Origin of the sequence: Bradyrhizobium sp. BR 10289 (assembly GCF_019455385.1) — a bacterium.
In the GTDB taxonomy this organism is placed as follows: Bacteria; Pseudomonadota; Alphaproteobacteria; order Rhizobiales; family Xanthobacteraceae; genus Bradyrhizobium.
In genome coordinates, this window is sequence record NZ_JACOFR010000014.1 from 22364 (window position 1) to 46976 (window position 24613).

23 protein-coding genes are annotated in these 24613 nt (G+C 64.7%); 15 read left to right on the top strand and 8 right to left on the bottom strand.

Annotated features, from left to right (window positions below; all coding sequences use genetic code 11):
- Window positions 1–31 precede the first annotated feature (31 nt).
- Window positions 32–1654 (bottom strand): ABC transporter substrate-binding protein, encoded by a 1623-nt coding sequence (locus HYH08_RS22280; protein WP_220011968.1) that lies wholly within the window; start codon window positions 1652–1654, stop codon window positions 32–34.
- A 223-nt stretch (window positions 1655–1877) separates the two neighbouring features.
- Window positions 1878–3266: a caspase family protein gene (locus HYH08_RS22285; RefSeq protein WP_228747999.1), complete on the bottom strand. Its 1389-nt coding sequence runs from the start codon at window positions 3264–3266 to the stop codon at window positions 1878–1880.
- Window positions 3267–3411: 145 nt separating this feature from the next.
- Here HYH08_RS22285 and HYH08_RS22290 point away from each other — a divergent pair, with 145 nt between their 5' ends.
- The 3 genes from HYH08_RS22290 to HYH08_RS22300 are packed head-to-tail and all read left to right on the top strand — an operon-like array spanning window position 3412 to window position 5023.
- On the top strand, window positions 3412–4011 hold the full coding sequence (locus HYH08_RS22290; RefSeq protein WP_220011970.1) for a hypothetical protein: 600 nt from the start codon (window positions 3412–3414) through the stop codon (window positions 4009–4011).
- A gap of 11 nt (window positions 4012–4022) precedes the next feature.
- Window positions 4023–4511 (top strand): hypothetical protein, encoded by a 489-nt coding sequence (locus tag HYH08_RS22295; RefSeq protein ID WP_228748000.1) that lies wholly within the window; start codon window positions 4023–4025, stop codon window positions 4509–4511.
- A gap of 32 nt (window positions 4512–4543) precedes the next feature.
- Window positions 4544–5023 (top strand): hypothetical protein, encoded by a 480-nt coding sequence (locus tag HYH08_RS22300; protein ID WP_220011971.1) that lies wholly within the window; start codon window positions 4544–4546, stop codon window positions 5021–5023.
- Between the two features lie 37 nt (window positions 5024–5060).
- Here HYH08_RS22300 and HYH08_RS22305 read toward each other — a convergent pair whose 3' ends face one another.
- The 4 genes from HYH08_RS22305 to ugpB form a co-directional block, all read right to left on the bottom strand.
- A complete protein-coding gene (locus tag HYH08_RS22305; protein ID WP_228748007.1) occupies window positions 5061–5987 on the bottom strand; it encodes an aminoglycoside phosphotransferase family protein in 927 nt (308 codons plus the stop codon).
- 88 nt (window positions 5988–6075) lie between these two features.
- A complete protein-coding gene (locus tag HYH08_RS22310; protein WP_220011973.1) occupies window positions 6076–6342 on the bottom strand; it encodes a protealysin inhibitor emfourin in 267 nt (88 codons plus the stop codon).
- A gap of 40 nt (window positions 6343–6382) precedes the next feature.
- The gene (locus tag HYH08_RS22315; RefSeq protein WP_220011974.1) at window positions 6383–7414 is read right to left on the bottom strand and encodes a M4 family metallopeptidase; all 1032 of its coding nucleotides are present in this window, start codon (window positions 7412–7414) and stop codon (window positions 6383–6385) included.
- A gap of 361 nt (window positions 7415–7775) precedes the next feature.
- Entirely contained in the window at window positions 7776–9098 is a 1323-nt protein-coding gene (ugpB, locus tag HYH08_RS22320; protein ID WP_228748001.1) for a sn-glycerol-3-phosphate ABC transporter substrate-binding protein UgpB, read from the bottom strand.
- 198 nt (window positions 9099–9296) lie between these two features.
- Between ugpB and HYH08_RS22325 the strand changes: the two genes are divergently transcribed.
- From HYH08_RS22325 to HYH08_RS22370, 10 genes are all read left to right on the top strand, one after another.
- A complete protein-coding gene (locus HYH08_RS22325; RefSeq protein WP_220011975.1) occupies window positions 9297–10292 on the top strand; it encodes a TRAP transporter substrate-binding protein in 996 nt (331 codons plus the stop codon).
- A gap of 6 nt (window positions 10293–10298) precedes the next feature.
- A complete protein-coding gene (locus HYH08_RS22330; protein WP_228748003.1) occupies window positions 10299–12377 on the top strand; it encodes a sensor histidine kinase in 2079 nt (692 codons plus the stop codon).
- Window positions 12347–14092, top strand: coding sequence for an ATP-binding response regulator (locus HYH08_RS22335; RefSeq protein ID WP_220011976.1), 1746 nt, complete (start codon window positions 12347–12349; stop codon window positions 14090–14092). The genes HYH08_RS22330 and HYH08_RS22335 overlap by 31 nt, the downstream gene beginning before the upstream one ends.
- Window positions 14093–14101: 9 nt before the next feature.
- A complete protein-coding gene (locus HYH08_RS22340; RefSeq protein WP_220011977.1) occupies window positions 14102–14839 on the top strand; it encodes a response regulator in 738 nt (245 codons plus the stop codon).
- A gap of 266 nt (window positions 14840–15105) precedes the next feature.
- Window positions 15106–15717: a sigma-70 family RNA polymerase sigma factor gene (locus HYH08_RS22345; protein WP_220011978.1), complete on the top strand. Its 612-nt coding sequence runs from the start codon at window positions 15106–15108 to the stop codon at window positions 15715–15717.
- A 433-nt stretch (window positions 15718–16150) separates the two neighbouring features.
- Window positions 16151–16849 (top strand): cytochrome c biogenesis CcdA family protein, encoded by a 699-nt coding sequence (locus HYH08_RS22350; RefSeq protein ID WP_220011979.1) that lies wholly within the window; start codon window positions 16151–16153, stop codon window positions 16847–16849.
- 32 nt (window positions 16850–16881) lie between these two features.
- On the top strand, window positions 16882–17469 hold the full coding sequence (locus HYH08_RS22355; RefSeq protein ID WP_220011980.1) for a thioredoxin family protein: 588 nt from the start codon (window positions 16882–16884) through the stop codon (window positions 17467–17469).
- Window positions 17470–17565: 96 nt separating this feature from the next.
- Complete coding sequence (locus HYH08_RS22360; protein WP_220011981.1) at window positions 17566–18540, top strand: hypothetical protein; 975 nt, start codon at window positions 17566–17568, stop codon at window positions 18538–18540.
- 309 nt (window positions 18541–18849) lie between these two features.
- Entirely contained in the window at window positions 18850–19443 is a 594-nt protein-coding gene (locus HYH08_RS22365) for a L,D-transpeptidase (protein ID WP_220011982.1), read from the top strand.
- A gap of 87 nt (window positions 19444–19530) precedes the next feature.
- Window positions 19531–20568: an amino acid ABC transporter substrate-binding protein gene (locus HYH08_RS22370; protein WP_220012095.1), complete on the top strand. Its 1038-nt coding sequence runs from the start codon at window positions 19531–19533 to the stop codon at window positions 20566–20568.
- A 272-nt stretch (window positions 20569–20840) separates the two neighbouring features.
- Here the strand turns inward: HYH08_RS22370 and HYH08_RS22375 are convergent, their stop codons facing one another.
- Window positions 20841–21980, bottom strand: coding sequence for an acyl-CoA dehydrogenase family protein (locus HYH08_RS22375; protein WP_220011983.1), 1140 nt, complete (start codon window positions 21978–21980; stop codon window positions 20841–20843).
- A 147-nt stretch (window positions 21981–22127) separates the two neighbouring features.
- Entirely contained in the window at window positions 22128–23342 is a 1215-nt protein-coding gene (locus tag HYH08_RS22380) for an acyl-CoA dehydrogenase family protein (RefSeq protein ID WP_220011984.1), read from the bottom strand.
- 136 nt (window positions 23343–23478) lie between these two features.
- Here HYH08_RS22380 and HYH08_RS22385 point away from each other — a divergent pair, with 136 nt between their 5' ends.
- Entirely contained in the window at window positions 23479–24024 is a 546-nt protein-coding gene (locus HYH08_RS22385; protein WP_220011985.1) for a carboxymuconolactone decarboxylase family protein, read from the top strand.
- A 90-nt stretch (window positions 24025–24114) separates the two neighbouring features.
- A complete protein-coding gene (locus HYH08_RS22390) occupies window positions 24115–24609 on the top strand; it encodes a VOC family protein (RefSeq protein ID WP_220011986.1) in 495 nt (164 codons plus the stop codon).
- Window positions 24610–24613 lie beyond the last annotated feature (4 nt).

Here is a 24613-nt window from a genome sequence, read left to right on the forward strand (position 1 = left end):
CCGATGCGTCGCTGACGATCAGCATCACACATCACCCCTTCACCAGCGCGCGATAATCGAGCCTGCGGTGGAACCAGTATTGGTAGCCGCTGATGTTCTTCTGCATCGCGACGTTGACGAAGGGCTGGTACAGCGGGATGCGCGGGATGTCGGTGTAGGCGAGATCGACGAAACCCTTCACGTCCGTCTCGTAGGTCGCCTTGTCGCCGGTCGCGGCCGCGGTGCGCGCGCCGTCGATCAGCTTGTCCATCTCCGCCGACTTGTAGCTCATGGTGTTGAAGACGGAATTGTTGCCGTGATAGCACCAGTAGAAGAAGTATTCGGGGTAATCGAGCCAGCCCGAAAACACGTTGGTGAAGAGCGGCATTTCCTTCTTGTTCAACTCGGTGCGCCAGTTGGCGCCGGGCACCTTGTTGATGGTGGTCTTGATGCCGATCTGCGCGAGGCTCTCCTGCACCAGCACGCAGAGCGGCTCGTTGACGCCGGCAAAATTCAAGTCAAACGAGATCGTGGTCTCGAAGCCGCCGGCGACGCCGGCCTCCGCCATCAGCGCCTTCGCCTTCTCGATGTCGGTGTTGTATTTGTGCGGCTGCGGCCAGGCGACCTCGGTCGGCTTGTCCGCGGGCGCGCCGAACATCGGGTTGGCGAGGCCGAACATCACCGCGTCCATGATCTTCTGATAGGGCAGCGCGTAGGCGACGGCCTGACGGACCTTCGGATTGTCGAACGGCGGCTTGGTGACGTTCATGCCAATATACTGGATGCCGTTGGAGAACGGCAGCGACACCACGTTGAGCTTGCCGTTCGCTTTCATCTCCTGGAAATCCTTGTTCGGGAGTTCGTAGGAGATGTCGGCGTCGCCGCGCTCCAGCAGCGCGCGGCGGTTGCCGGCCTGCGGCACCATGCGCCAGATCACGCGCTTGATCTTCGGCAGGGGACCGCCGACCCAATCGTCGTTGCGCTCCATGATGACTTCGGTGCCGGCGGTCCACTTCGTCACCTTGTAGGCGCCGGAGCCCGCGGTCTGCTGCTTGGTGAACTCGAGGCCCCAGGGATCCTTCTCGCTGGCGTTCTTCTTCACCAGCTCGGAGTTGACGATGCAGGGCACGATGACGGCGAGGTCGGGGACCGTCAGCCTGTCCTTCTTCAGGAAGTCGACGCGCACGGTGTACTCGTCGATCACGACGAACTGCTCGGGCTTGGTCAGCGACCCCGCGCTCATCTGGAAGGTCGGGAAGCCGCCGACGCTGACGGCGCGATCCAGCGACCACTTCACGTCCTTGGCGGTGACGGGCGTGCCGTCGTGGAATTTGGCGTTCTTCTTCAGCTTGAAGGTGACCGACATGTCGTCGATCTTGAACTCTTCGGCGAGCTCGCCCTTGAACTTGTCGCGGTCGTAATACGGCACGCCGCCAGGACCGGCCTTCATCTCGTGGCTAATCAGGCGGTCGTAGCAATTCCACGACACCTCATAGCCGGGCACGTTGGTGCCGACGCCGTGGATGTCGAGATTGTTGGGGCCGCCTTCCGAGACGATCAGCAGCGTCTCCGAGCGCGCGTCGGCATAAGCCGACGAGACCACGGCTGGCATGGCCGGAAGCGCCGCGCCAGCGGCCAATCCGGAAACGGACTTGAGGAAATCGCGGCGCTTCATGAAATCGCTCCAACACAAAAGTTTCTGGTTGGAACTGGGATTCGCAAGGTTCGTGCCAAGGCTTAACGAACTCTTGCCTGCGGCCTAATCCATTGAAATCCAAATAAATTAGAGCCGGGGACGCAAATGAGACCCGAACCCAAGGCGAAAAAATTGCATACAAAGATGCTTATTTGCCTATTAAATAGACCGAATTATGCAGGAGCCTATTTGCTAGGCCACCCTAGTGGCAGAAGTCCTCGTTGTTCACGCGGAGGCAGCGTGGCGCGGCAACGGTGTTCAGCCGGGCACAGCCGTCGTTGCCATCGACCTTCTTCAGCGCCCGCAGCGCCGCCATGGTCGGCCGGTACCAGAGGAAGCGCTCGTCGGAGAGCCGCGAGGCCCGGCGCAGACCCTGCACGGTGCCGGCGTCGAACACCCCGCTTTGCTCGCCCGAGAAGCAATCGAGCCGCACCAGCTGCGCCTGGATCAGCTGCACCAGCTCGCGGCCCTCATAGGTCGGTCCGGCACTGTCGAGCACGGTGATCTCGCGCAGGCGCGAGGCTGCGCCGCGCGCCTCGTCGGCCTCGGGTGTATCCGGAAACAGCGCGGCGACGAGATCATAGGCTTCTGGCGTCCGCATCTGGCGCGCGCGATCGAGCACCAGCGAGGCAGCCGCGGGCCCGCCGGCGGTCGTCCCCCTTCTCAACTCCGCCGCAGAGGCGCGCGCCTGAACCGATTCCGGGCTTGCTGGAAAACGGTCGATCAGGAGATCGTAGAGCGCGACATTGCCGGTCTCTTTGGCGGCGGCGAGCAATTGCGCGGCCTGGCTCGGCGGAGGCGGCGGCGGCACGAAGAAGAAATCGAGCTCGAGCGAGGTGGATTCCCAGGGGATCTGCTGCTCTCCGGTCGAGAGCCGCACCTGGCGGCGCACGCTCTTGAACACGTCCTCCAACCGTTCGCCCGGCACGATCATCGCCTCCGCAAGCGCTCTGGTATAGGGACTGTGGCCATCCTCGCCGTCGAAGGCCATCTTGCCCGATCCGGTGGCCGACGCAATGAACACGCCGTAGACCGCGCCCATCGGCACCAGCCCGATTGCGTTTGCCGCGACGCCCGGCGGAAACGGATTGTCCCGGCAGGCATCGACGATAAGGATGTTGAGCGTATTGCCTGAAGCGGCGAGGCGATCGGCAATTCGCTTGACGCTGACCGACTGCGGCACGATGTCGGCGCGGCGCTTGATGTCGGCGTTGACCGGCACGAGGTAGTTGGCACCGTCGTTCTCGACGCCATGGCCGGCGTAATAGAGCACCGCGACGGTCGAGGGACCGCGCGCCTTCACCTTCTGTGCAAACTCTTCGACGTCCTGCGACAGGCCTTTCAGGTCGCGGTCGGCAACTGAAGTGACCTCGAAGCCGGTCTGGCGCAGCCGGTCCGCGATCAGTTCGGCATCGCGTCCGGGATTGGCGAGCGTGCCGAGCTTTGCGTAATGGGCATTGCCGATCACCAGCGCCAGCCGCGGCGCGGAATCGGCCACCGGCTTGCGCGCTTCCGATGCGGCGCGCGCGTAGCCGACGGTCAGCGCAGTAAGCGCGGCAGCAAAGAACACCGCAGGACGAGCGATTCGCATCTGCACCATCACATGGTCACCTGCATGGGACGTTACGCAAATGACGATGAGCTGTCATGTCGGGCGATTGACAGGGCGCTTCATCAAATTGACGAGTGCTATTTGCAATATCTAGAATTGAAATTTCACGAATCATTCCCCCTCCATGCCGCGCCAAAACCCCCTCTCGATGTCGCGACCGGGCTCGTGCCTCGCGCTCGCCGTCACCCTGACGGCCCTGCAAGCGCTGCCGGCTGCGAGCGAGGTGCTGAGCGGACGCGAATTCCAGAACCTGATCGCAGGCGGGCCTGAAGGCACGACCATCGTGTTTCAGGGCGGCACCGACAAGATCTTCTACTCGCCGAGCCTGAAGAACCGGCTGCGCCTGAGCGGCGAGCTCGGCCCCGAATTCCTCAAGCAGAAGATCCTGCAGAACACCGTGACCGAGGGCACCTTCATCGGCGCGACCATCGAAGGCGGCAAATGGCGCACCATTTCGGGGATCGCGGGCATCGCCGCCGATTCCGACAGCGGCCATGGCATCCTGACGCTGCTGCAGACCTTCCCCGAAGACACCAGCATCAAGGCGTTCCAGAAGCGCGACCGGCTCTATGCCGTCGTCATCGTCGAGGACGCGCCGGGCGGCGTCGTGTGCCGCAGATCACAGTGGGAGCATTTGTTCGCGCTTAAGGGTGAACCAAGGCTGACGACGGTGCCGTGCGATTTCACGGTAGGCAACGCGGTGACGCCAACGGCGCCGCGATAAGGGGGACTTACATGACGACACTGATTCTCGGAGCCCGCAAGGGCCTCCGGCTCGCGCACTTGCGGATGCTGGCGCTGCTCATGCTGGCGATGCTGGCCGCGATGGTCCCTGACCGCCAGGCATCGGCATCGACGGTTCTCAACGCCGCATCGGCCACCGCGACGTCCGGCCTGTCCGGGTGCAACACCAGCCAGGGCAAGGCGCTCTACAATTGCGTCGCCGACGTGCTGGAACGCATGGCCAATGACGTCAATTCGGTCAGGGTCGGCGAGACTCAGCGGGCGCTGCTGACGGCAGCGAGCAAGCTCCGCGCGGCGAGCAGCAAGGCGCAGGCGCTCTCCGCCATCACGCAATGCCAGGCCGCCATCGCCGGTGCGCTGCGCCAGGTGAAGGCGAGCCCCGGCGGCAACATGATGGTGCCCGGATGGGGCGACGACGGGCTGGCTTCGGTCGTGGGGGTGCTGGCGAAGGCGGCACGGCTGATCCAGGCCAAGGGATGAAGGGAGTCAACAACATGGCCTGTGGAGGCAACATGCTCAAATCGACTGAACCCGGAAGACCCCGTCGCCGCGGCGGCTTGATGGCGAACGGCGCGCGGATTGCCATGGCGCTCCTGATGCTCGCGACCGTCCCGCTCGGCGCGGGCCCGGCCCGGGCCGGCGACGGCGGGACCGGTCCCGCCGCGGCCGTCGGCAGCTCTAGCCTGGAGGCGTGCCGCATGAATCGCGGCAAGGTGCTCTATGACTGCGTCGCGAATACGCTCGACAAGATGAGCAACAGCCTGACGCAGTACGCCCCGCCCGAGGCGCGCAGCGCATTGCAGACCGCAGCCTCGCAATTGCGGGCTGCCAGCAGCAAGGCCCAGGCCCTCTCCGCCATCGCACAATGCCGCTCGGTTTTCTCGAGCCTGCTGCGGCTGGCGACGACCAATCAGCGGCCATCCGCACCCGGGCTCGGCGCCATCGTCGGCGTGCTGAGCAAGGCGGCGGCGCTGATCCAGTCGAAGGGATAGTCGCGATACCTTGAAGCGGCGGGCAATGCTCGCCGCTTCAGCCCGCCCAGATCAATTCCTGCAGTTCGACGAGATCGTTCGCCTGCTCCTGCCAGCCCTCGATGCAGATGTGGCTGTTGAGGTCGCTGGCGTGGTGCAGCAGCATCAGGGCCATCAGGCGGCGCTTGAGCGCGAAATCGAGCTTCGTATAGCCGAACCCTTCGAGCAGGTTGCGCACGCGGCCGGACCGGCCTGCTGCCATGAAGGCGCTGGGGCCGAGCAGGTCGTAGTCGCGCCATCCGGCGCGAACGTCGCCGAAGTCGAACAGGCCTTTGAGCGACCATTCGCCGTTGTCGCAGGCGAGCAGGAAATTTTCCGGGATGTATTCGCCGGTCAGGATCACTGGCGGCGCATCCATCGGGATGAGGCCGGCCGCCGCCTCGCGCAGGAGATCGTCGAGGCCGGCGAGGAATTTTTGCGCGAGGCCGAGACGCTCGTGTCTCGCGCGGCAACTCTGCATCTGCCTGCGCATGAACTCGTCCCAGCGCGGCTCGATGCTCGCGAGCGGACCAAGAGGCGCGCGCTGCACGGCGGCGATGGTCTCGCCGATCTGGCGTAGCACGCGCTGCTTCTGCTCTTCCGGCAACGAGGGCCAGGCCTCCGAGCCGAGCGTGCCTGGCAGGTGCGTGATGACGAGATAGGGCCAACCATCGCGGGTCCCTTCGGCGACGACCTCGGGGATCGGCAAATCGAGGCGGCCCTTGAGCTGCGTCAGCGAGCCGCGTTCGGAGACGAACTGCGCCCGCAGCAGCGGCGGGAAGATTTTCAGGATCAGGCGCTCGCCAAGACCGACGACGAGATTGGTGCCGGTCGAAAAGACATGCGGCGAGCTGGTATCGAGGCCATGGCCGCGCGCGATGTCGAGCGCAATCGGCAGCCATCGCGCACGGTCGGCCCGCAAGGCGCGGTAGGCATCCAGGCTCATCGACGCGGCCGCGCCCCAGGCGCCAGTGGAATCCGGCGGCAGCGTTCCTTCCATCACAGCGACAACCGGGTCCTATTCCAAGACATCTTTATTCCAAGACATCCTTGACGCTGTTCCTGATGGTCAAGGGGACCGCATGCTCGGGGACCTCAATGGTCTGCGCACCGCGCGTGATCCGGTAACTGAACGCGTCGGCCTGGCCGGGATGTGCCGCGGGGACTTTCTTCGGATCGGCGAACAGCGATTCAACTGTCTTCTGATCGGCGTCCGACAGATCCGACACCGCCACTTCACCGCGGCTCTTCAAATGAGGGCCGCCGAAGCCGGCGAACCCTCCGACGCGCTCGATCTTCAAGCGATCCACGCTTCCTTCCTTCCGTAACACCGTGACCGGTTTACAGCCCAACCTTGGTCCATCCCGCGTTGACGGCGGCGTAGACGGCGGCATCGCCGGGATACAACGTGTGGGCACCTTGCCGGGTCCGCGCCGCGAACGCCTTCATCGTCATGTTCGGCGTCGGCCCGAAGCCGGTGAGCGAATGGTACCACACCTGCCCGATCTTGGCCCAACTGTTTCCGCCGAGCGTGGTGCAGGCCGTGTAGAAGGCGAGGTTCGGCGGCCCGCTGGCATAATGCGGATCCATGCCCGGCGTGATTTGCGAGTATTTGGTCGGTTGCGGCGCGAGGCAATGCTTGGCCGCGGGGTTGGCCATGTCGCGCAGGCAGGTGAAACCCTGCTTCTTGGCGGCCGGACCCATGATGTCCTTGCCGATCAGCCAGTCGGCCTTCTTGACGTCCTGCTTTGCCTCCCACTGCCGGAACATCGAGCCGAAGCAATCCGAGATGCTCTCGTTCAGCCCGCCGGCATCGCCGCTATAGGCGAGCTGGAGGCTATGCTGGGTCACGCCATGGGTCAGCTCGTGGCCGATGACGTCGTTGCCCCTGGTGAAATCGATGAAGATGCTGCCGTCGCCGTCGCCATAGATCATCTGCGAGCCGTTCCACATCGCGTTGTTGTACTTCACGCCGAAATGGACCGACGACATCATGGTCATGCCGTGATCGTCGATCGAATTGCGGTTGAAGACCTGCTGGTAGAACTTCGCGACACGGCTTGTCTGGTTGAAGGTGCGCTTGACGGAGCCGTCCGATGACGTCTTCGGCTTCGGGATCGGCGTGCCCGGCAGCGTCTGCGTGTGCTTGCAGTCGTAGACGGTGACGGAGGGCGCCGCCGCCAGCGTGACCAAGGCGCCGGCACGCGCCGCGGCCACGCTGGTCAGCTTCGCGGCCTGAGTGCGCAATTCGCGCAGCTCATGGCTGATCTGGACCGTGTCGGCCAGCTGCTTGCGCAGCGGCGCCGACAGCTTCTTGTCCTGTGAGAGCCTGGTCAGAACGTCGTTGGGGATGATGCAACATGTGCAGGACATTGAGGATCTCCAATCAAGCTGTTTTGAAAATGGACGGATGAAACGATCTCTGGATGCTTCCTGCCGACGAGCGGCAAGCGTCGGCGCCGAACCGGCGTCACGCATACGGGATTATCGCAGGCGGGTGACCCGTTGCGTGTGAGCTCACACACACTTCCGGGTTGCAGATCACCTCTCCCGCAGGGAGAGGTCGGAGCGCATCGAAGATGCGATCCGGGTGAGGGGATCTGGCCTCACTGGCTGCCGCGGCCCCTCACCCGGATTGCACTGGACGAAGCGTCGCATCGCCAGGCGCAATCCGACCTCTCCCCGTCGGGGAGGTGAACGGAGTCAGGCCTGCCGAATCTCGTTCCGGCGCGATTTACCTTTCCGGGCTGGCGCGCTCGAACTGGCGCAGCAGCTTGTTGCCGCGCTCGACCGCGGCATCGAGCGCGGATTGCGCGCTCTTCTGGCCGGCAAAGGCCTGCTCGAGCTCATCCTCGATCGCGCCGCGGACCAAGACGAAGGAGCCGAGGCGGATGCCTTTCGAGTTCTCGGTCGGCGGATGCAGCGTGATCTCCTCGAACGAGATCGCAGATCCCGGATTGCGCTCGTAGAATCCTTGCGCGCGCGTCAGCTCGAACGCGGCGCGGGTGATCGGCAGGTAGCCGGTGTTCTGGTGCCAGGCGGCCTGCACGCCCGGCTGCGACAGATAGGCGAAGAACCGCGCCACGCCCTTGTATTCCTCGCGCGGCCGGTCGCGCAGCACCCACAGCGTGGCGCCGCCGATGATCGAGTTCTGCGGCGCGCCCGCAACGTCGGGCCAGTACGGCATCATGCCGTAGCCGATCTCGAATTTCGAATTGGACTTGATGTCGGCGCGCGTCGCCGAGGAGCCGATGAAGATGCCGCATTCGCCGGTCTGAAAGCGCGGCTCGGCCGATTGGCCGCGGCCGCTGTAGTCGAACAGTTTTGTCTTTTGCCATTCGGCGAGCTGGGCGACATGCTTGACGACAAGCGGATTGTTGATGGTCAATTCCGCGTCGAGCCCGGCAAAGCCGTTGGTACGCGTGGCCAGCGGGAGGTTGTGAAACGCCGAAAAGTTCTCGATGTGGATCCAGGACGGCCAGGACGTGGTGAAGCCGCACGCCGCGCCGCGGTCGCGCAGGCGCTTTGCAGCGGCGCCGAGCTCCGGCCAGGTCTTCGGCGGCGCCTCCGGATCGAGGCCGGCGTCGCGGAACATGGTCTTGTTGTAGTAGAGGATCGGCGTCGAGGAGTTGAACGGGAACGACAACAGATTGCCGGCGGCATCGGTGTAATAGCCGGAGACGGCCGGAAGGTAGTCGTTGAGCGAGAACGGCTCGCCCTGGTCGCGCATCAGGCTGAACACCGGATAGATCGCGCCCTTGGCCGCGGTCATGGTGGCGGTGGCGACCTCGTTGACCTGGACGATCGCGGGCTGGCTGCGCGAGCGGAAGGCAAAGATCGCAGCCGTCACCGTCTCGGTGTAATTGCCCTTGTAGGCCGGGACGATGCGATAATCCGGCTGCGAGGCGTTGAAGTCGGACGCGAGCTTGTCCAATTGCCGGCCGAGCTCGCCGGACATGGCATGCCACAGCGCGATATCGGTGGCGGCACGCGCCTGCCCGGTCAGGGCGAGCGCCATCGCGACGGCGACGGCCCGCATGAGGCGCAATGCTGACATCTCGATGGCTCTTCCCGCGGTAAAAGGCGACCATAGCCTGCTTACGGCGCGGCATTGGCGGTTTCAACCGGAATGAGGCCTGGCCGGGCCGCACAATCCCTCCGCGGGCCCGGCGCGGGATGGCCTTCCCTTAACTATCTGCTAGATTGCATTGAACCTTTTGGTCCCGCCCGAGACTCCACCAACGAGGGGTTGAGTGTGCCAGTGTTGAACCGTGCCGAACGCTCGCGGACCGGGGTGGTTTTCGTCGCGCTACTGCTCGCCATCTGTGCGACGAGCGCCGTTGCGCGCGAATTCCGCGCCGCCGACACCCAGACCGAGGATTACCCGACCGTGCAGGCGCTGCGCTACATGGGCGCGATGATCCATGAGCGCACCGGCGGCCGGCACGAGATCAAGGTGTTCCACTCCCGCCAGCTCGGCGAGGAGAAGGAGACCATCGAGCAGACCCGGGTCGGCGCGATCGATCTCAACCGGACCAACGTGGCGCTGATCGGCAATTTCGTCCCGGCGATGAACGTGCTGGCGATGCCGTTCCTGTTCCGGTCCATCGAGCACATGCAGAAAGTGCTGGACGGGCCCGTCGGCAGCGAGATCCTGGACAGTTTCGAGCCCTACGGCTTCGTCGGGCTGTGCTTCTACGATTCGGGCGCCCGCTCGATCTATAACGGCGTCCGCCCGGTCAAGAGCGTGGCGGACCTCAAGGGCCTGCGGCTCCGGGTCCAGCAATCGGAGCTGATGAGCGAGATGATCCGCGCGCTCGGCGCCGAACCGGTCGAGATGCCCTATGGGCAGGTGCTGCCCGCGCTTGCCAATCATCTGATCGACGGCGCCGAAAACAACTGGCCATCCTTCGTGACGACAGATCATTACAAACATGCCGGCTACTACACGCTGACCGAGCACACGATGAGCCCCGAAGTGCTGGTGATCTCGCTGAAGGCCTGGCGCAGCCTGTCGGCCGAGGACCAGCAGATTTTCCGCGAGGCGGCACTGCGCTCCAGCCGCTTCATGCGCGAGAAATGGCGCGACCTCGAGGAGCAGTCGCAGCGCAAGGCGCAAGAAGCCGGCGTCACCATCGTCAGGGATATCGACCGCAAGCCGTTCGAGGACGCGATGGCCGCGATCTACGCCAAGGCCGGGCGCGATCCCGCCGCGGCCGCGCTGATCGAACGCATTCGCAAGGTGGAGTGAGGCCCGTTGCCCGCGCCCGGACATCACGAGCAAGCAGACCGGCCGCCCGGCCCGATCGGGCGGCTGCGGGCGCGTCTCGTCGGCGTGCTCCGCGCAGTGCCGATCCGCTGGCGCATCCTGTCGATCGCGGCGCTGAACTCCGCCGTGGTGATCGTGCTGGTGGCGATGATCTGGAACGGCTCACAGGTGCTGGGCTCGGCCTGGGACGACGTCCGCCAGGTGCGCGAATCCGACCGCATCCTGGCGCTGCTCGAAAGCGAGACCGGGCGGCTGCAGAACCTGATCCATCGCTACATCAACCAGCCGAGCCCGGACCTGTTCGCCGAGATCCTCCTGCTGCGCGAGGCGGTGCTGGGCACACTGAGCAACCGCGCCGCCAAGGACCCGATGCTATCAGGCTCGGTCGAGGAGCTCGAGCGCACCACCGACCGGTTCCTCAACGGCTTCGGCGAATTGCGCAGCGTGCAGGCGACCATCGCCAGAACCTATGAGGACCAGGTGCAGGGCCCGGCGCGGGACATGGCCGGCCTCTACTCGATCATCGAAGGTGCCACCGGACATCGCGATGCGCTGATCTGGCCCTCGCTCGGCAAGTCGCGCGAGGCCTTTACGGCGATGCTGGTCGCGGCCAACTCGTACTATCTGTCGCTGTCGGCGAACGCCGCCGACGATGCCCGCCGCAACACCGAGACGATCGAGAAGACCATTCCCGTGATGATCGATCTCGCCGACAACGACCTCCAGAAGATGGCGCTGCAGCGGCTCGCGGCCCGCACCATGGCGCTGCGCGAGGGCTTTGCAAAGCTCTCGGAGCAACTGACGAGCCGCACCGAATTGCTGCGCAACACCATCGACGCCAGCCAGGCCGAAGCCATCGGCGCCATCGACGACCTCTCGACCAAGATGCGCCAGCGCGAGCAGAAGGCGCAGGAGACGTTCGACCGCACTTTGGCGGACATCTCGCGGCGCGTGCTATCGATCGCGGTGATCTTCCTCGGCATCATCCTCACCGCCGGCGTGCTGATCGCGCTCTCGATCCGGCTGCCCTTGCAGCAGATCATGACCGCGATGCGCGCGATCGCACTCGGCGATCTCGGCCGCGAGGTGCAGGGCACCAAGGCCCGCGACGAGGTCGGCGCCATGGCGCGCGCGGTGGAAGTGTTCCGCGAGAACGCGATTGCGAAGCGCCAGACCGAGGACGAGCTGCGCGCCGCCAAGGAGAAGGCCGAGAGCGCACTGCTGGAGCTCAACACCGCGCAGCAGAATCTGATCGACGCCGAGCGGCTGGCCGCGCTCGGCGGCCTCGTCGCCGGTGTCGCCCACGAGGTCAACAACCCGATCGGCATCAGCCTCACCGTTGCTTCGAGTTTTGCCCGGCGCAGCGAGATCTTCGAGGCCCAGCTCAAGGGCGACGGGGGCTTGCGCCGCTCGCAGCTGGAGGAGTTCGTGCAGTCCTCGCGCGATGCCTCGCAGCAGCTGGTCGCCAACCTCACCCGCGCCGGCGAGCTGATCCAGTCGTTCAAGCAGGTCGCGGTCGACCGCTCCCATGCCGAGCGGCGGCAGTTCTCGCTCAGCGAAGCCACCGACCAGATCATCGCGAGCCTCCGGCCCGTGCTGAAGCGCTCGCCGATCACGCTCGAGGTCGACGTGCCCGAGGGGCTGCTGCTGGACGGCTATCCCGGCTCCTATGGCCAGATCCTGACCAATCTGTTCCTCAACGCCGCCAACCACGCCTTCGCCGACGGCCGCGCCGGCACCATCACGATCGCCGCCAAGCCGCGCGGGGCCGATGACATCGAGATCATCTTCACCGACGACGGGGCCGGCATGACCCCGGACGTGCAGCGCCAGGCCTTTGACCCGTTCTTTACCACAAGGCGCAATGAAGGTGGCACGGGACTGGGCTTGCATATCGTCTATAACCTTGTCACCCAGCAGCTGGGCGGCCGGATGATGCTGGAATCCAAGCTGGGACAAGGCACCACTTTTCGCATTATCATGCCGCGGGTCGCCAAGGGCGGCGCGCCAAGCACAGAGACTGACGGGACTTCTCAATGGCCGAACAGGACGATGTCCTCCACCTGATCGACGACACCGGTACCGCGTCGGAGGAAACGGACACCAGGAAATGGAAGATCGCCGTCATCGACGACGATCCGGCCGTGCATGACGGCACGCGCTTTGCGCTGTCCGACTACAGCCTGAACGGCCAGAGCCTGGAGATCCTGTCCGCCCATTCCGCGGCGGAAGGCCGTAGGCTGATGGCGGCGCACAACGACATCGCCGCGGTGCTGCTCGACGTCATCATGGAGACCGACGTCGCCGGCCTCGAGCTGGTCGAATACATCCGCAACGAGCTCAAGAACGAGACCGTGCGCATCATCCTGCGCACCGGCCAGCCCGGCCAGGCGCCGGAACGGCGCGTGATCGTGCAGTACGATATCAACGACTACAAGGCCAAGACCGAGCTCACCGCCGACAAGCTGTTCACCTCGCTGACCGCGGCGCTGCGCTCCTACCAGCAGCTCGAGCGCATGGTGCAGACCCGGCGCGGCCTCGAGATCATCATCGATGCCGCCTCGACGCTGTACGACTTCAAGTCGATGCAGCGGCTCGCCGAGGGCGTGCTGACCCAGCTCGCCTCGCTGCTCAACGCCGATTGCGCCGGCATCCTGGTTTTGCGCGACAATGGCGGGGTCGATCCCGAGCTTTCAGTGCTCGCGGGAAGCGGCTGCTACAGCCGCTTCATCGGCACCACCTCGTCCAAGGCGCTCGATCCCGATCTGCGCGCGATGGTGGAGGCCGCCTTCCAGGGCCGCAAGAACGAATTCGCCGACCATCGCAGCGTGATCTATCTGCGCACCGGCTCGGGGCGCGAGGTCGTGGTGCTGCTGCAGGCCGAGCGCGAATTGTCCGAGACCGACCGCTCGCTGGTCGAGATCTTCTCGAGCCGGCTCTCGATCGCGTTCGACAACGTCATCCTCTACCAGCAGCTCCAGGCCGCCAACACCCAGCTGGAAGACCGCGTCGCCCAGCGCACCCGCGCGCTGATGCAGGCCAATCGCCGCCTCTCCGCGCAATGGCTGCGGCTGCAGCGCGCCAACGGCTTCAAGAACGAGATTCTCGGCACCGTCGCGCATGACCTGAAAAATCCGCTCGGCGTCATCCTCGGCCGCACCGAGATGCTGAAAGAGCTGATCTCGACCGGCGCCTCCGCAAGCGGCGTGGTCTCCCAGGTCGATCACATCCGCGACGCCACCAAGCGCCTGACCACGATGGTCGACCACCTGATCTCGGACGCCATGGCCGATGCCTTCGACATCACCATCCGCCGCGAGCCGGTCGATGTCGCCGCGCTGGTGAAGGAGGTCGCCGACGCCAACCAGCCGCTCGCCGTCAACAAGCAGCAGACCATCAGCCTCACCGCGCCAGCCAACATCGTTACCATGTGCGACACCGACCGCATCCGCGAGGCGATCGACAATCTCATCAGCAACGCCATCAAATACTCGCCGATCGGCGGCAAGATCGGCGTCGCCGTCAGCCATGAGGGCAGTGATACCATCGTTCGCGTCACTGACGAGGGCGCCGGCCTGTCGCCGGAGGATCTCGGTCGCCTGTTCGGCCGGTTCCAGCGGCTCTCGGCCAAACCGACCGCCGGCGAGAGCTCGACGGGGCTTGGGTTGTCCATCGTCAAGCGTATTGTCGATATGCATGGCGGCGAGGTGACGGCGGACAGCGACGGCCCCGGCAAAGGCTCGACCTTCACCATCACCCTCCCCGCGACCGAATTGCCGTGATGTAGAGACATGACCCAAAGCCAGCACATCATGATCGTCGATGACGAGGCCCCGGCCCGGGAGATGGTCGGCGATTACCTCAAGATGCACGGCTTCACCGTGACGCTGTGCGACGGCGGCAAAAGCTTGCGCGCCGCGATCGACGGCGGCATGCCCGATCTCGTCGTGCTCGACCTCAACATGCCCGAGGAAGACGGCCTCTCGATCATCCGCGACCTCAAGAGCCGCATCAACGTCCCCGTCATCATGCTGACGGCGACCGCAAGCCCGATCGACCGCGTCGTCGGCCTCGAGCTCGGCGCCGACGATTACGTCGCAAAACCCTGCGAGCTGCGCGAACTGATGGCACGGATTCGCTCGGTGCTGCGCCGGAGCGCGCCGGCCAAGGCCGCGGCGCCGGAGACCGCGGCTGCGAAATCGGACAAGGAGCAACTGGTACGCTTCGGGACAAAGTGGCTCGACCTCGAAGCCCAGGCCTTGCGCGACGACGAGGGCAACGAGCATCCGCTGACCGCATCGGAGTTCGGGCTCTTGAAAGTGTTCGCGGCCAATCCGAAGCGCGTGCTGTCGCGCGAGCGCCTGCTGGAGCTCGCCAACGCGCGCGATGCCGAAGCCTTCGACCGCGCGGTCGACCTGCGCATCATGCGCATCCGCCGCAAGATCGAGCCCGATCCGGCAAAACCCGCCGTGATCCGCACCATCCGCGGCGGCGGCTATCTGTTCTCGCCACAGGGCGAGAAAGCATAAGGCGCCGCGGAGGTGCGGTTGCGCACGCAACGCAAGCCCCGGGAACTCGTTCCTCCTAAGCCAAATCAGCAGTCCTGTATTTTCCGTGCATTGAAATTCCACGGCTTTTTGCCCCGAATGTTTCGTCGCGCTAACCCGGACGAAACAATTTGACGGCGCACGAAACCATTTTCCCCTTTTCGTGCAGACGTCCCGAAACGTTGGCTGATTAACACTTCGCTCCAAGGAAACGCCGCTCGGTTGCGGCGCACCGGGGAGCTAGGTCAATGCAGAACGTCATCGCCATCAACGCCCAGGCCAGCCAGAGCATCGTCGCCGCTCAGGCGACTTCGGACGATATGCTTCTTGAAAGCATTGCCGACGGCAACCGGACGTCGATGCACATCCTCTATTGCCGGCACAATGTGCGGGTCTACCGCTTCATCCTGCGCATCGTGCGCGACGCCACCACGGCGGAAGACCTGGTCAGCCAGGTGTTCCTCGACGTCTGGCGGACCGCCGGCCAGTTCCAGGGCCGCTCGCAGGTGTCGACCTGGCTGCTGTCGATCGCCCGCTTCAAGGCGCTGACGGCGATGCGTCAGCGTCGCTTCGAGGACATCGACCAGGAAGACGTGCGCCAGATCCCCGACGATTGCGACACGCCGGAAACCTCGCTCGATCGCAGCGACACCAGCGCAATCCTGCGCGCCTGCGTCGCAAAGCTGTCGCCCGCACATCGCGAGATCATCAACCTCGTCTACTACCATGAGAAGTCGGTGGAAGAGGTCGGTCAGATCATCGGCATCCCCCAGAGCACGGTGAAGACCCGGATGTTCTACGCCCGCAAGCAGCTCGCCGAATTGCTTAAGGGCGCAGGCGTCGAGCGCTTCGCCGCCTGAAGCCAAGATATTTCAATGGGATAGGACCTTTGGTTTGGCCCTGTCCTGGACACGGAAGCGTTACCACCGACGAAACAATTGAAACAAACGACAACATCAGGCGGAAAAACTTCACCCCTATAAAGCTCACATACGGTTTTCGTTAAACCTCCCAAGACCTCCAGCGACCCGGACGATGCCCCCGTCCGGGTCGTTTTTATTTTGGGCGATGGTGAAGCTGGCATTGTGATCCCCACTGCTTCCTCCATCGTCATGGCCGGGCTTGTCCCGGCCATCCACGCCTTCCCGCACGGCACAAAGAACGTGGATGCCCGGGACAAGCCCGGGCATGACGACCTAACGAGAGCGTCCCCGTCACGAGCGCGTGACAGCGCGTAACGATCTCCCCTCCACGCGCGAACTGCCCTCGTGACCTCCCTCGCGAGTGCCCCCGATGCTCGAGCTTCTGTTCGCCGTCCTTGCCGGTGTCCTCACCATCGCCGCGCCGTGCACGCTGCCGATGTTGCCGATCCTGCTCGGCGCCTCGATCGGCCACACGTCACAGCTGCGGCCTGCAATGATCGCGCTTGGCTTCGTCGTTTCGTTCTCGGCCGTGGCGCTGCTGCTCGGCGCGCTGACGCGGCTGTTCGATTTCGATCCGAACGTGCTGCGCGAGGCCGCGTCGGTCCTGCTGCTCGGCTTCGGCCTGTTGATGCTGTGGCCGACGCCGTTCGAATGGCTGTCGCTCCTGCTCAATGGCTGGCTGGAGCTCGGCAATTCCAGCGCCACGCAGCGCGAAGGCGCGCTCGGCGGGCTCTTGCTCGGCACCACGCTCGGCCTGGTCTGGACGCCCTGCGCCGGCCCCGTGCTCGGCTCGATCCTGACGCTGGTCGCGACACAGAAAAACCTAGCCTGGGCCAGCGTGCTGCTGATCGCCTACGCCATCGGCGCCGCGATCCCGATGCTGGGAATCGCCTATGGCGGACAGGCCGCGACCACGCGCGTGCGCAGCCTCGCCCGGATCTCGCCGCGGCTGCAGCAGGGGTTTGGTGTCGTCGTGATCGCCTTCGCGGTCGCCGCCTATTTCCAATACGACACGCTGCTCGTGGCGTGGCTCACCGGCTTCTACCCCACCGGCCAGATCGGCCTGTGATCACCCTCGCATCTCAACCGGAGGACTCGCCCATGACCGTCAAGCTGCTCGCCGTTTCCGCCGCATTGATCGGCATCGCCGTCACAGGTGCCGTCATCCCCGGCCTCTGCGATGAGGCCGTGCGGGCGACGCCCGTCGCCACCGCGCCCGCGACGCCGATCCAGGTCGCAGCCGCAAGCCAGCAGACCGCGCCCGACTTCGCCGGCATCAGCAACTGGTTCAACTCGAAGCCGCTGAGCATCGCCGACCTCCGCGGCAAGGTCGTGCTGGTCGATTTTTGGACCTATGGCTGCGTCAACTGCGTCAACACGCTGCCGCACGTCACCGACCTCTATGCAAAGTACAAGGACAAGGGCCTCGTCGTGGTCGGCGTGCATACGCCGGAATTCCCGTTCGAGCGCTCCGCCTCGAACGTGCAGGCCGCACTGAAGCGCCACGGCATCACCTATCCGGTGGCGCAGGACAACGATTCCAAGACCTGGGATGCCTACAGCAACCAGTATTGGCCGGCGCAATACATCATCGACCAGAACGGCAAGATCGTGTTCCAGCACGAGGGCGAAGGCCGTTACGACGAGATCGACCGCACCGTGGCCAAGCTGCTGAACGCCAGCAGCTGATGCCGCGCGGGCGGCAGGCTCGAGGTGACGCCGTTGTTGCTTGACTCCACGGACCCGTCCGTGGAGTTTCGCGCGCGACGCAAACAGCCGCCCGCAATGGACGACGCCAAAACCAGCACCGACATCCGCCTTCGTGAAGGCGCCTCGATCGCGCCGCGGCTGGTCATGTCCGCCTTCGCGGCGGCGGTCGCGCTGTGCTTCACGCCCGGCCTGTTCACGCATGACACGCTGGAGATCATCATCTCCGTCGTCGCGCTGCTGGTCGGCGCGGGGTTCGTCGTCGGCATCATGATGGCGACGGCGGTGGTGTGGATCATCACGCCGGACGAGATCCTGATCGGGCACCAGCGTCCGTTCGGGAAGCTAAAGACGCGGATCGTTGCGAAAGACGAGATCGCGGCATTACAGGTTCCCGGCAGCAAGCGGGTGAAGGCGCGCTTTCAACTTGTCTTTACGCTTGTCTCAGGGGAGCGGCTGACCTCGCCGCCGATCTCCGACGTCACCCATGTGCGCGACACCGTGGCGCGGATCGCCACGGCATTCGACGTCCCCAATGTCGAGGAGCCCGTCAATCCGCTGGATGCGAGCAATCCCGAGATGCGTCTCGGCGAGCCGCTCGAGGCGTTCTCGCAGCGGGACATCCGGATCGTCGCGCTGATCGCTGTCGCCTTGTCGGCCGTCCCATACGCCTACAAGCTCTGGCGCGGATGGCCGCCCAGCCATGTCGACATCCTGCTGCTGCCGCTCGGCGCGCTCGCGGCCTTTGCCGTCCATCGATACGCCAACCTCGTCACCGGCGCGTTCTGGATCATCCGCGAGGGCGATATCCGCGTCGAGCGCCTGCGGGGCAATGGCGAGCCGCGCGCCGACCATATCAGGGGGCACGAGGTGAAGACCATCACCGTCGACCGCCGCGGCCGGTCCGAGGACGAGCACTGCATCGTCACGATCAGAACGCACGCGGGAAAGCGGTTTCGCAGTCCCCGGATCGGCTCGCGGGGCGAGGCCCGCGCCGTGGCGACGGAGATCGTGCGGCGGCTCGGAGTCGCGGCGGAGAGCAATAAGATTTAGCGCGGACCATTTCCGTCATGGCCGGGCTTGTCCCGGCCATCCATGCCTTATCACGCCGTACCAAGAACGTGGATGCCCGGGACAAGCCCGGGCATGACGGCATCAATTTCCACCGTCCCACCTGGGGAGAATGTCTCCGACGCAGCTTTTCGCGCCATCCCCTGTTTGTGGCATTGCGGCGGGCTCGTCAAAAAACCATAGGTATTCTCGTGACATATCAGCGCCGCGCGCCATCAACTTGCCATGAACATGCCCCTGAGATTTGATGGTTCCGAATGATTTGCGCTGTGGCAGCGGGGAGAGCTTGAAATGACGGATTATCGTCGCCTGACCGGGATGATCGTGGCTGCGATCAGCCTCGTCCTGACCACCTCATACGCCTCCGCCCAGCAGCCTGACCGCGGCGACGAGCCGGGCCTGATCGCGGACGACAGCTACCAGCTCGATCCGGAATGGCAGAAGCAGGTCGTGTACTACCGCACCACCGAAGCGCCGGGCACGATCATCATCTCGACCTCCGAGCGTCACCTCTATCTGGTGCAGCCCGGCGGGCGCGCGATCCGCTACGGCATCGGCGTCGGCCGCGACGGCTTCCAGTGGCAGGGCCTGGTGAACATCACCAACAAGAAGGAATGGCCGGACTGGACGCCGCCGCCCGAGATGATCCAGCGCCAGCCTTATCTGCCGCGCTTCATGGCCGGCGGCCCCGGCAATCCGCTCGGGGCCCGCGCCATGTATCTGGGCACCACGGTCTACCGCATCCACGGCACCAACCGGCCCGACACGATCGGCACCAAGGTGTCCTCGGGCTGCTTCCGTCTCGTCAACAACGACGTCGCCGATCTCTACGATCGCGTTCCTGTCGGCACCAAGGTGGTGATCCGGCAGAAGCCCGAGCTCTGATCGTTATGGTTTGGGCATGATCCTCAGGGATCATGCCCGCCGCCCTCCCCAAGATTCCTTTTCCCGATTTTTCGAGAGAGCAACATGATGCGCACATTTCGTGGCGGCCTGCTGATCGGGCTCGCGGTCGCCGTGCTGGTCGCAGCCTTGGCCATCACCTATGAATTCTACGACACCCGCACCTTGAAGCGCACCGTGCGCCGCGGCGAAGTGCTGTGCGGCGTCAACAGGGGCCTGCCGGGCTTCTCGATCCCGGACGACAAGGGCAACTGGACCGGCTTCGACGTCGATTTCTGCCGTGCGGTGGCCGCCGCCATCTTCAACGACCCGAGCAAGGCGAAGTTCGTGCCGCTCGACGCCAGCGAGCGCTTCAAGGAATTGCAGAGCCGCAAGGTCGACATCCTCTCGCGCAACTCGACCTGGAGCATGGCACGCGAGCTCGATTACGACCTGTATTTCCCCGCGGTTGCCTATTACGACGGCGCCGGCTTCATGCTGCCGCGTTCGCGCAACAAGGAGACCTCGCTGGACCTCGACGGCAGCAAGGTCTGCGTGCAGACCGGCACCACCACGGCGCTCAACGTCGCCGATTACTTCCGTGCCAACAACATGAAGTATGAGGAGGTGAAGTTCGACAAGCTGGACGACGTGGTGAAGGCCTACGACACCGGCAGGTGCGACACGTTCTCCGCCGACGTCTCCCAGCTCTACGCGCTGCGCCTGAACCTGTCGAAGCCCGGCGACCACATGATCCTGCCGGACATGATCTCCAAGGAGCCGCTCGCTCCCGTCGTCCGCCAGCGCGACGACGACTGGATGATGATCGTGAAGTGGACGCTCTACGCCATGATCAACGCCGAGGAGCTCGGGGTCACCTCGGAGAACATCGACGAGGCCCTGAAGTCGAAGAAGCCCGAAGTGATGCGCCTCGTCGGCACCGAGGGCAATTACGGCGAGCAGCTCGGCCTCACCAAGGACTGGGTCGTCCGCATCATCCGCCACGTCGGTAATTACGGCGAGATGTACGAGCGCAACATCGGCGAGAAGTCGAAGCTGAAGATCCCGCGCGGGATGAACCAGCTGTGGAATGCCGGTGGCGTGCAGTATGCGCCGCCGATGAGGTAAGCTCTCTCTCCGCCGTCATTGCGAGGAGCGCAGCGACGAAGCCATCCAGACTGCCTCTGCGGAAAGATTCTGGATTGCTTCGCTGCGCTCGCAATGACGAGCTTGGGGCAAACGCCTTCCACGCTCCCAGCTGTCCTCGCCCGGCTTGACCGGGCGATCCAGTACGCCGCGGCCTCCCCGTGAATCTCTGCTGTCTCTGGAATACTGGGTCGCCCGGTCAAGCCGGGCGACGACACTGCGTGTGAGACGCGCCCTTCGCGCCTCAGCTCACCTCAATACCCTCGCGCCTTCGCCAGCTGCTCGGTGTGATAGTTCGCATCGCCGAACAATTCCTCGCAGACCCTTGCGCGCTTCATGAAGAAGCCGATGTCGAACTGGTCGGTCATGCCCATGCCGCCATGCATCTGCACGCCTTCCTGCACCGCGCGCGTGGCGGTGGTGCCGGCGCGCGCCTTGGCGACGGCGACGGCTGACGCCGCCATGGCGACGTCGGCGTCCAGTGCCTGCAGCGCCTTCATGGTGGCGGCGCGGGTGATCTCGATGTCGATGTAGAGCTCGGCGGCGCGGTGCTGCAGCGCCTGGAATTCGCCGATCAGCTTGCCGAACTGTTTTCTGTTCTTGAGATACTCGACCGTGCGGCCAAAAACCTCCTCGCTGAGGCCCACCATTTCGGCGGCGACCGCGCCGCGGCCAATGTCGAGCACGCCGTCCAGCAGCGCGGCGCCCTGATCGACCTCGCCGAGCACGCTGTCGGCGGTGACCTCGACATTGACGAGCTCGATCCGCGCCGCGTTATGCGCATCGACCATGATGGTGCGCTCGATCGACACGCCCTTGGCTTTGGGATTGACCAGGAACAGCGTCAGGCCGTCGCGCTCGCCCGCGGAGCCGGATGTGCGCGCAGCGACAATGAAGAGGTCGGCAACGTGTCCGTCGACCACCAGCGCCTTGGCGCCGGACAATTTAAAACCGTTGCCGGCGCGCACGGCCTGCAAGGCGGTCCGAAGCGGCCGGTGTTTTGGGCCTTCGTCGATTGCCACCGTCGCCAGCAGCGAGCCGTTGGAAATTTTTGGCAGATACTCGAACTTCTGCGCGGCATTGCCGCCCCGGTTCAGTGCGGAGGCCGCGACCACGGAGGTCGCGAGGAACGGCGACGGCATCAAGGTGCGGCCGATCTCCTCCATGATGATTCCGGCCTCCATGAAGCCGAGACCGCTGCCGCCGAATTCCTCCGGCACCAACAGGCCGGCAAAGCCCATCTCGGCGAAGGCGTGCCACAGCTCCTTGGAGAATCCGGTCGGATCCTTGCTGTCGCGAAGGCTGCGCAGATGCGACACCGGCGCCTTGTCGCTGATCAGCCCGCGCGCCGAGTCGCGGAGCATCGATTGTTCTTCGGTGAGGACGAGGGCCATGTGCGTGTTTCCGATTCGAAATCTATTTTGGTTTGTCATTCCGGGATGCGCCGTAAGGCGCAGGCCCGGAATCCATCGGGCGGCAGAGTCGGTGGATGAATGGATTCCGGGCTCGCGACTTCGTCGCGCCCCGGAATGACGGAAACCTCACGCCCCCGGCAGATCCAAGATGCGCTTGGCGACGATGCCGAGCATCACCTCGCTCGTGCCGCCCTCGATCGAGTTGGCCTTGGTGCGCAGCCAGGCGCGCGGACGGGCGCCTTGCCGTGAGCGCTCGCTCTCCCATTCCAGCGCGTCGACGCCGCCGGCCGACATCAGGATTTCGTAGCGGCGCTTGTTGAGCTCGGTGCCGTAATATTTCATCGCCGACGAGAACGCTGGATGCGCCTGGCCGGCCTTGGCGAGATCGACCGCCCGCTCGGCGCAGGCGGCGAGCGCGGCTTCGTCGACGTCGAAGCTCGCGATCTTGCCGCGCAGCATGGAGTCATCGAGCTTGCCTTGCGCATCGGTGCCGACCGAGTCGGCCGCGATCTGGCCGAGCGGGCGGCCGACGCCGCGCTCGCCCATCCCGGAGATCATCGCGCGCTCGTGCTGGAGCAGATATTTCGCGACGTCCCAGCCGCGGTTGATCTGGCCGACCACATGCGATTTCGGCACGCGGACGCCGTCGAAGAAGGTCTCGCAGAACGGCGAGTAGCCCGAGATCAAGAGGATCGGCTTGGTCGTCACGCCCTTCGAGGTCATGTCGAACAGGATGAAGCTGATGCCATCGTGCTTCTTCGCAGCGGGATCGGTGCGGACGAGGCAGAAGATCCAGTCGGCGTAGTTGGCGTAGGAGGTCCAGATCTTCGAGCCCGTGATGACGAAATCGTCGCCGTCGCTCTCGGCGCGGGTCTGGAGCGAAGCCAGATCGGAGCCGGCGTTGGGCTCGGAATAGCCCTGGCACCAGCGGATCAGACCCGCGGCGATCTTCGGCAGATGCTCCTTCTTCTGCGCCTCGTTGCCGTATTTCAGCAGCGCCGGCCCGAGCATCCAGATGCCGAAGCTCGACAGCGGCGGGCGCGCGCCGATCCTGGCCATCTCGGAACGCAGCACCTTGTGCTCGGCCGCGCAGAGGCCCCCGCCGCCATATTCCCTGGGCCAATCCGGCACGGTCCAGCCCTTGTCGCGCATGCGCTCGAACCAGATCCGCTGCGGCTCGGAGGAGAATTTTGCGTTGCGCCCGCCCCAGAACACGTCGGCGTCGGATGTCGCCGGCTTGCGCATCTCCGGCGGACAATTGGCTTCCAGCCACGCGCGCGTCTCGGAACGGAATTTTTCGAGATCGGCGGTCTCAGTTTCGCTGGTCTTGGATTCAGACATTGGTCGTTTCCATCAATCAAAAAGGCTTGTTGGGCGCGACTCTGGGCCAAGCCCTCGCGGAATTCAACCACTTCCGCAATCCGCATCGGTTATAGTCGCGACCACGACGGTGCTTGAAAACAAAGAGGAAACGAGAATGCGCCTGAAGCTTCTTTCGCCTGGCGAAATGAACGAGAGCCAGCGGCAGACCTATGACGAGTCGATTGCCGGCAAGCGCGGCAAGCCGCCAGCGCCGATGATGGCCTGGCTCAACAGCCCCGACATGGCCCGCCACGCCACGCGGCTCGGCGAAGTCTTGCGCTACGACACGATGTTTCCGGCTAAACTCTCGGAGATCGCGATCCTGGTGACGGCGCGGCACTGGACCGCGCATTACGAATGGTATGCGCACAAGCGCCTCGCGCTCGCCGGCGGCATGGACCCAAAAATCATCGACGCGATTCGCGATCGTCGCACGCCCGAGTTCGACGACCCGGTGGCTAAGATGATCTACGACCTCGCGAAGTCGCTGCATGAGGGCCACGGCGTCGAGAAGGGCCTCTATGATGAGGCCGTGAAGGTGCTCAGCGAGCGCGGCGTGGTCGAGGTGATTGGTCTGTGCGGCTATTACACGATGGTGTCGATGACGCTGAACACCTTCGAGTTCGAACTGCCGGAGGGCGAGGCGCGCGAACTGTCGTAGTTTCGCATCTGGAAACGCTGGGTTTCGGGATAGGGCCGTAGCACTGTCCCGAAGCCGGTCTTATGTGCATGTCTTCAACGGAGCGTTCACATGTCGCAAAGCCCAGCCGTCGCCGCCGGCACCAGGATCGGCCACGTCCACCTCAAGGTCGCCGATCTCGATCGCGCGCTTGGCTTCTATTGCGGCGTGCTCGGCTTCGAGCTGATGCAGCGGATGGGCTCGGGCGCGGCCTTCATCTCGGCCGGCGGCTATCATCACCACATCGGGCTCAACACCTGGGAGAGCAAAGGCGGCTCGCCGCCGCCGCCCGGCACGACGGGACTGTTTCATACCGCGATCCTCTACCCGACGCGGCCGGCGCTGGCGGATGCGCTGCACCGGGTGCTGTCGGCCGGGATTGCGCTGGACGGCGCAAGCGATCATGGCGTGTCCGAAGCGCTTTACTTGCGCGATCCGGACCAGAACGGCGTCGAGCTGTACTGGGACAAGCCGCGGGAGCAATGGCCGTTCGGGCCGGACGGCAAGCTCGCCATGTTCACCAAGCGGCTGGATGTGGAGGCGCTGCTGAAGCAGCGCGAGGCTTAGTCTC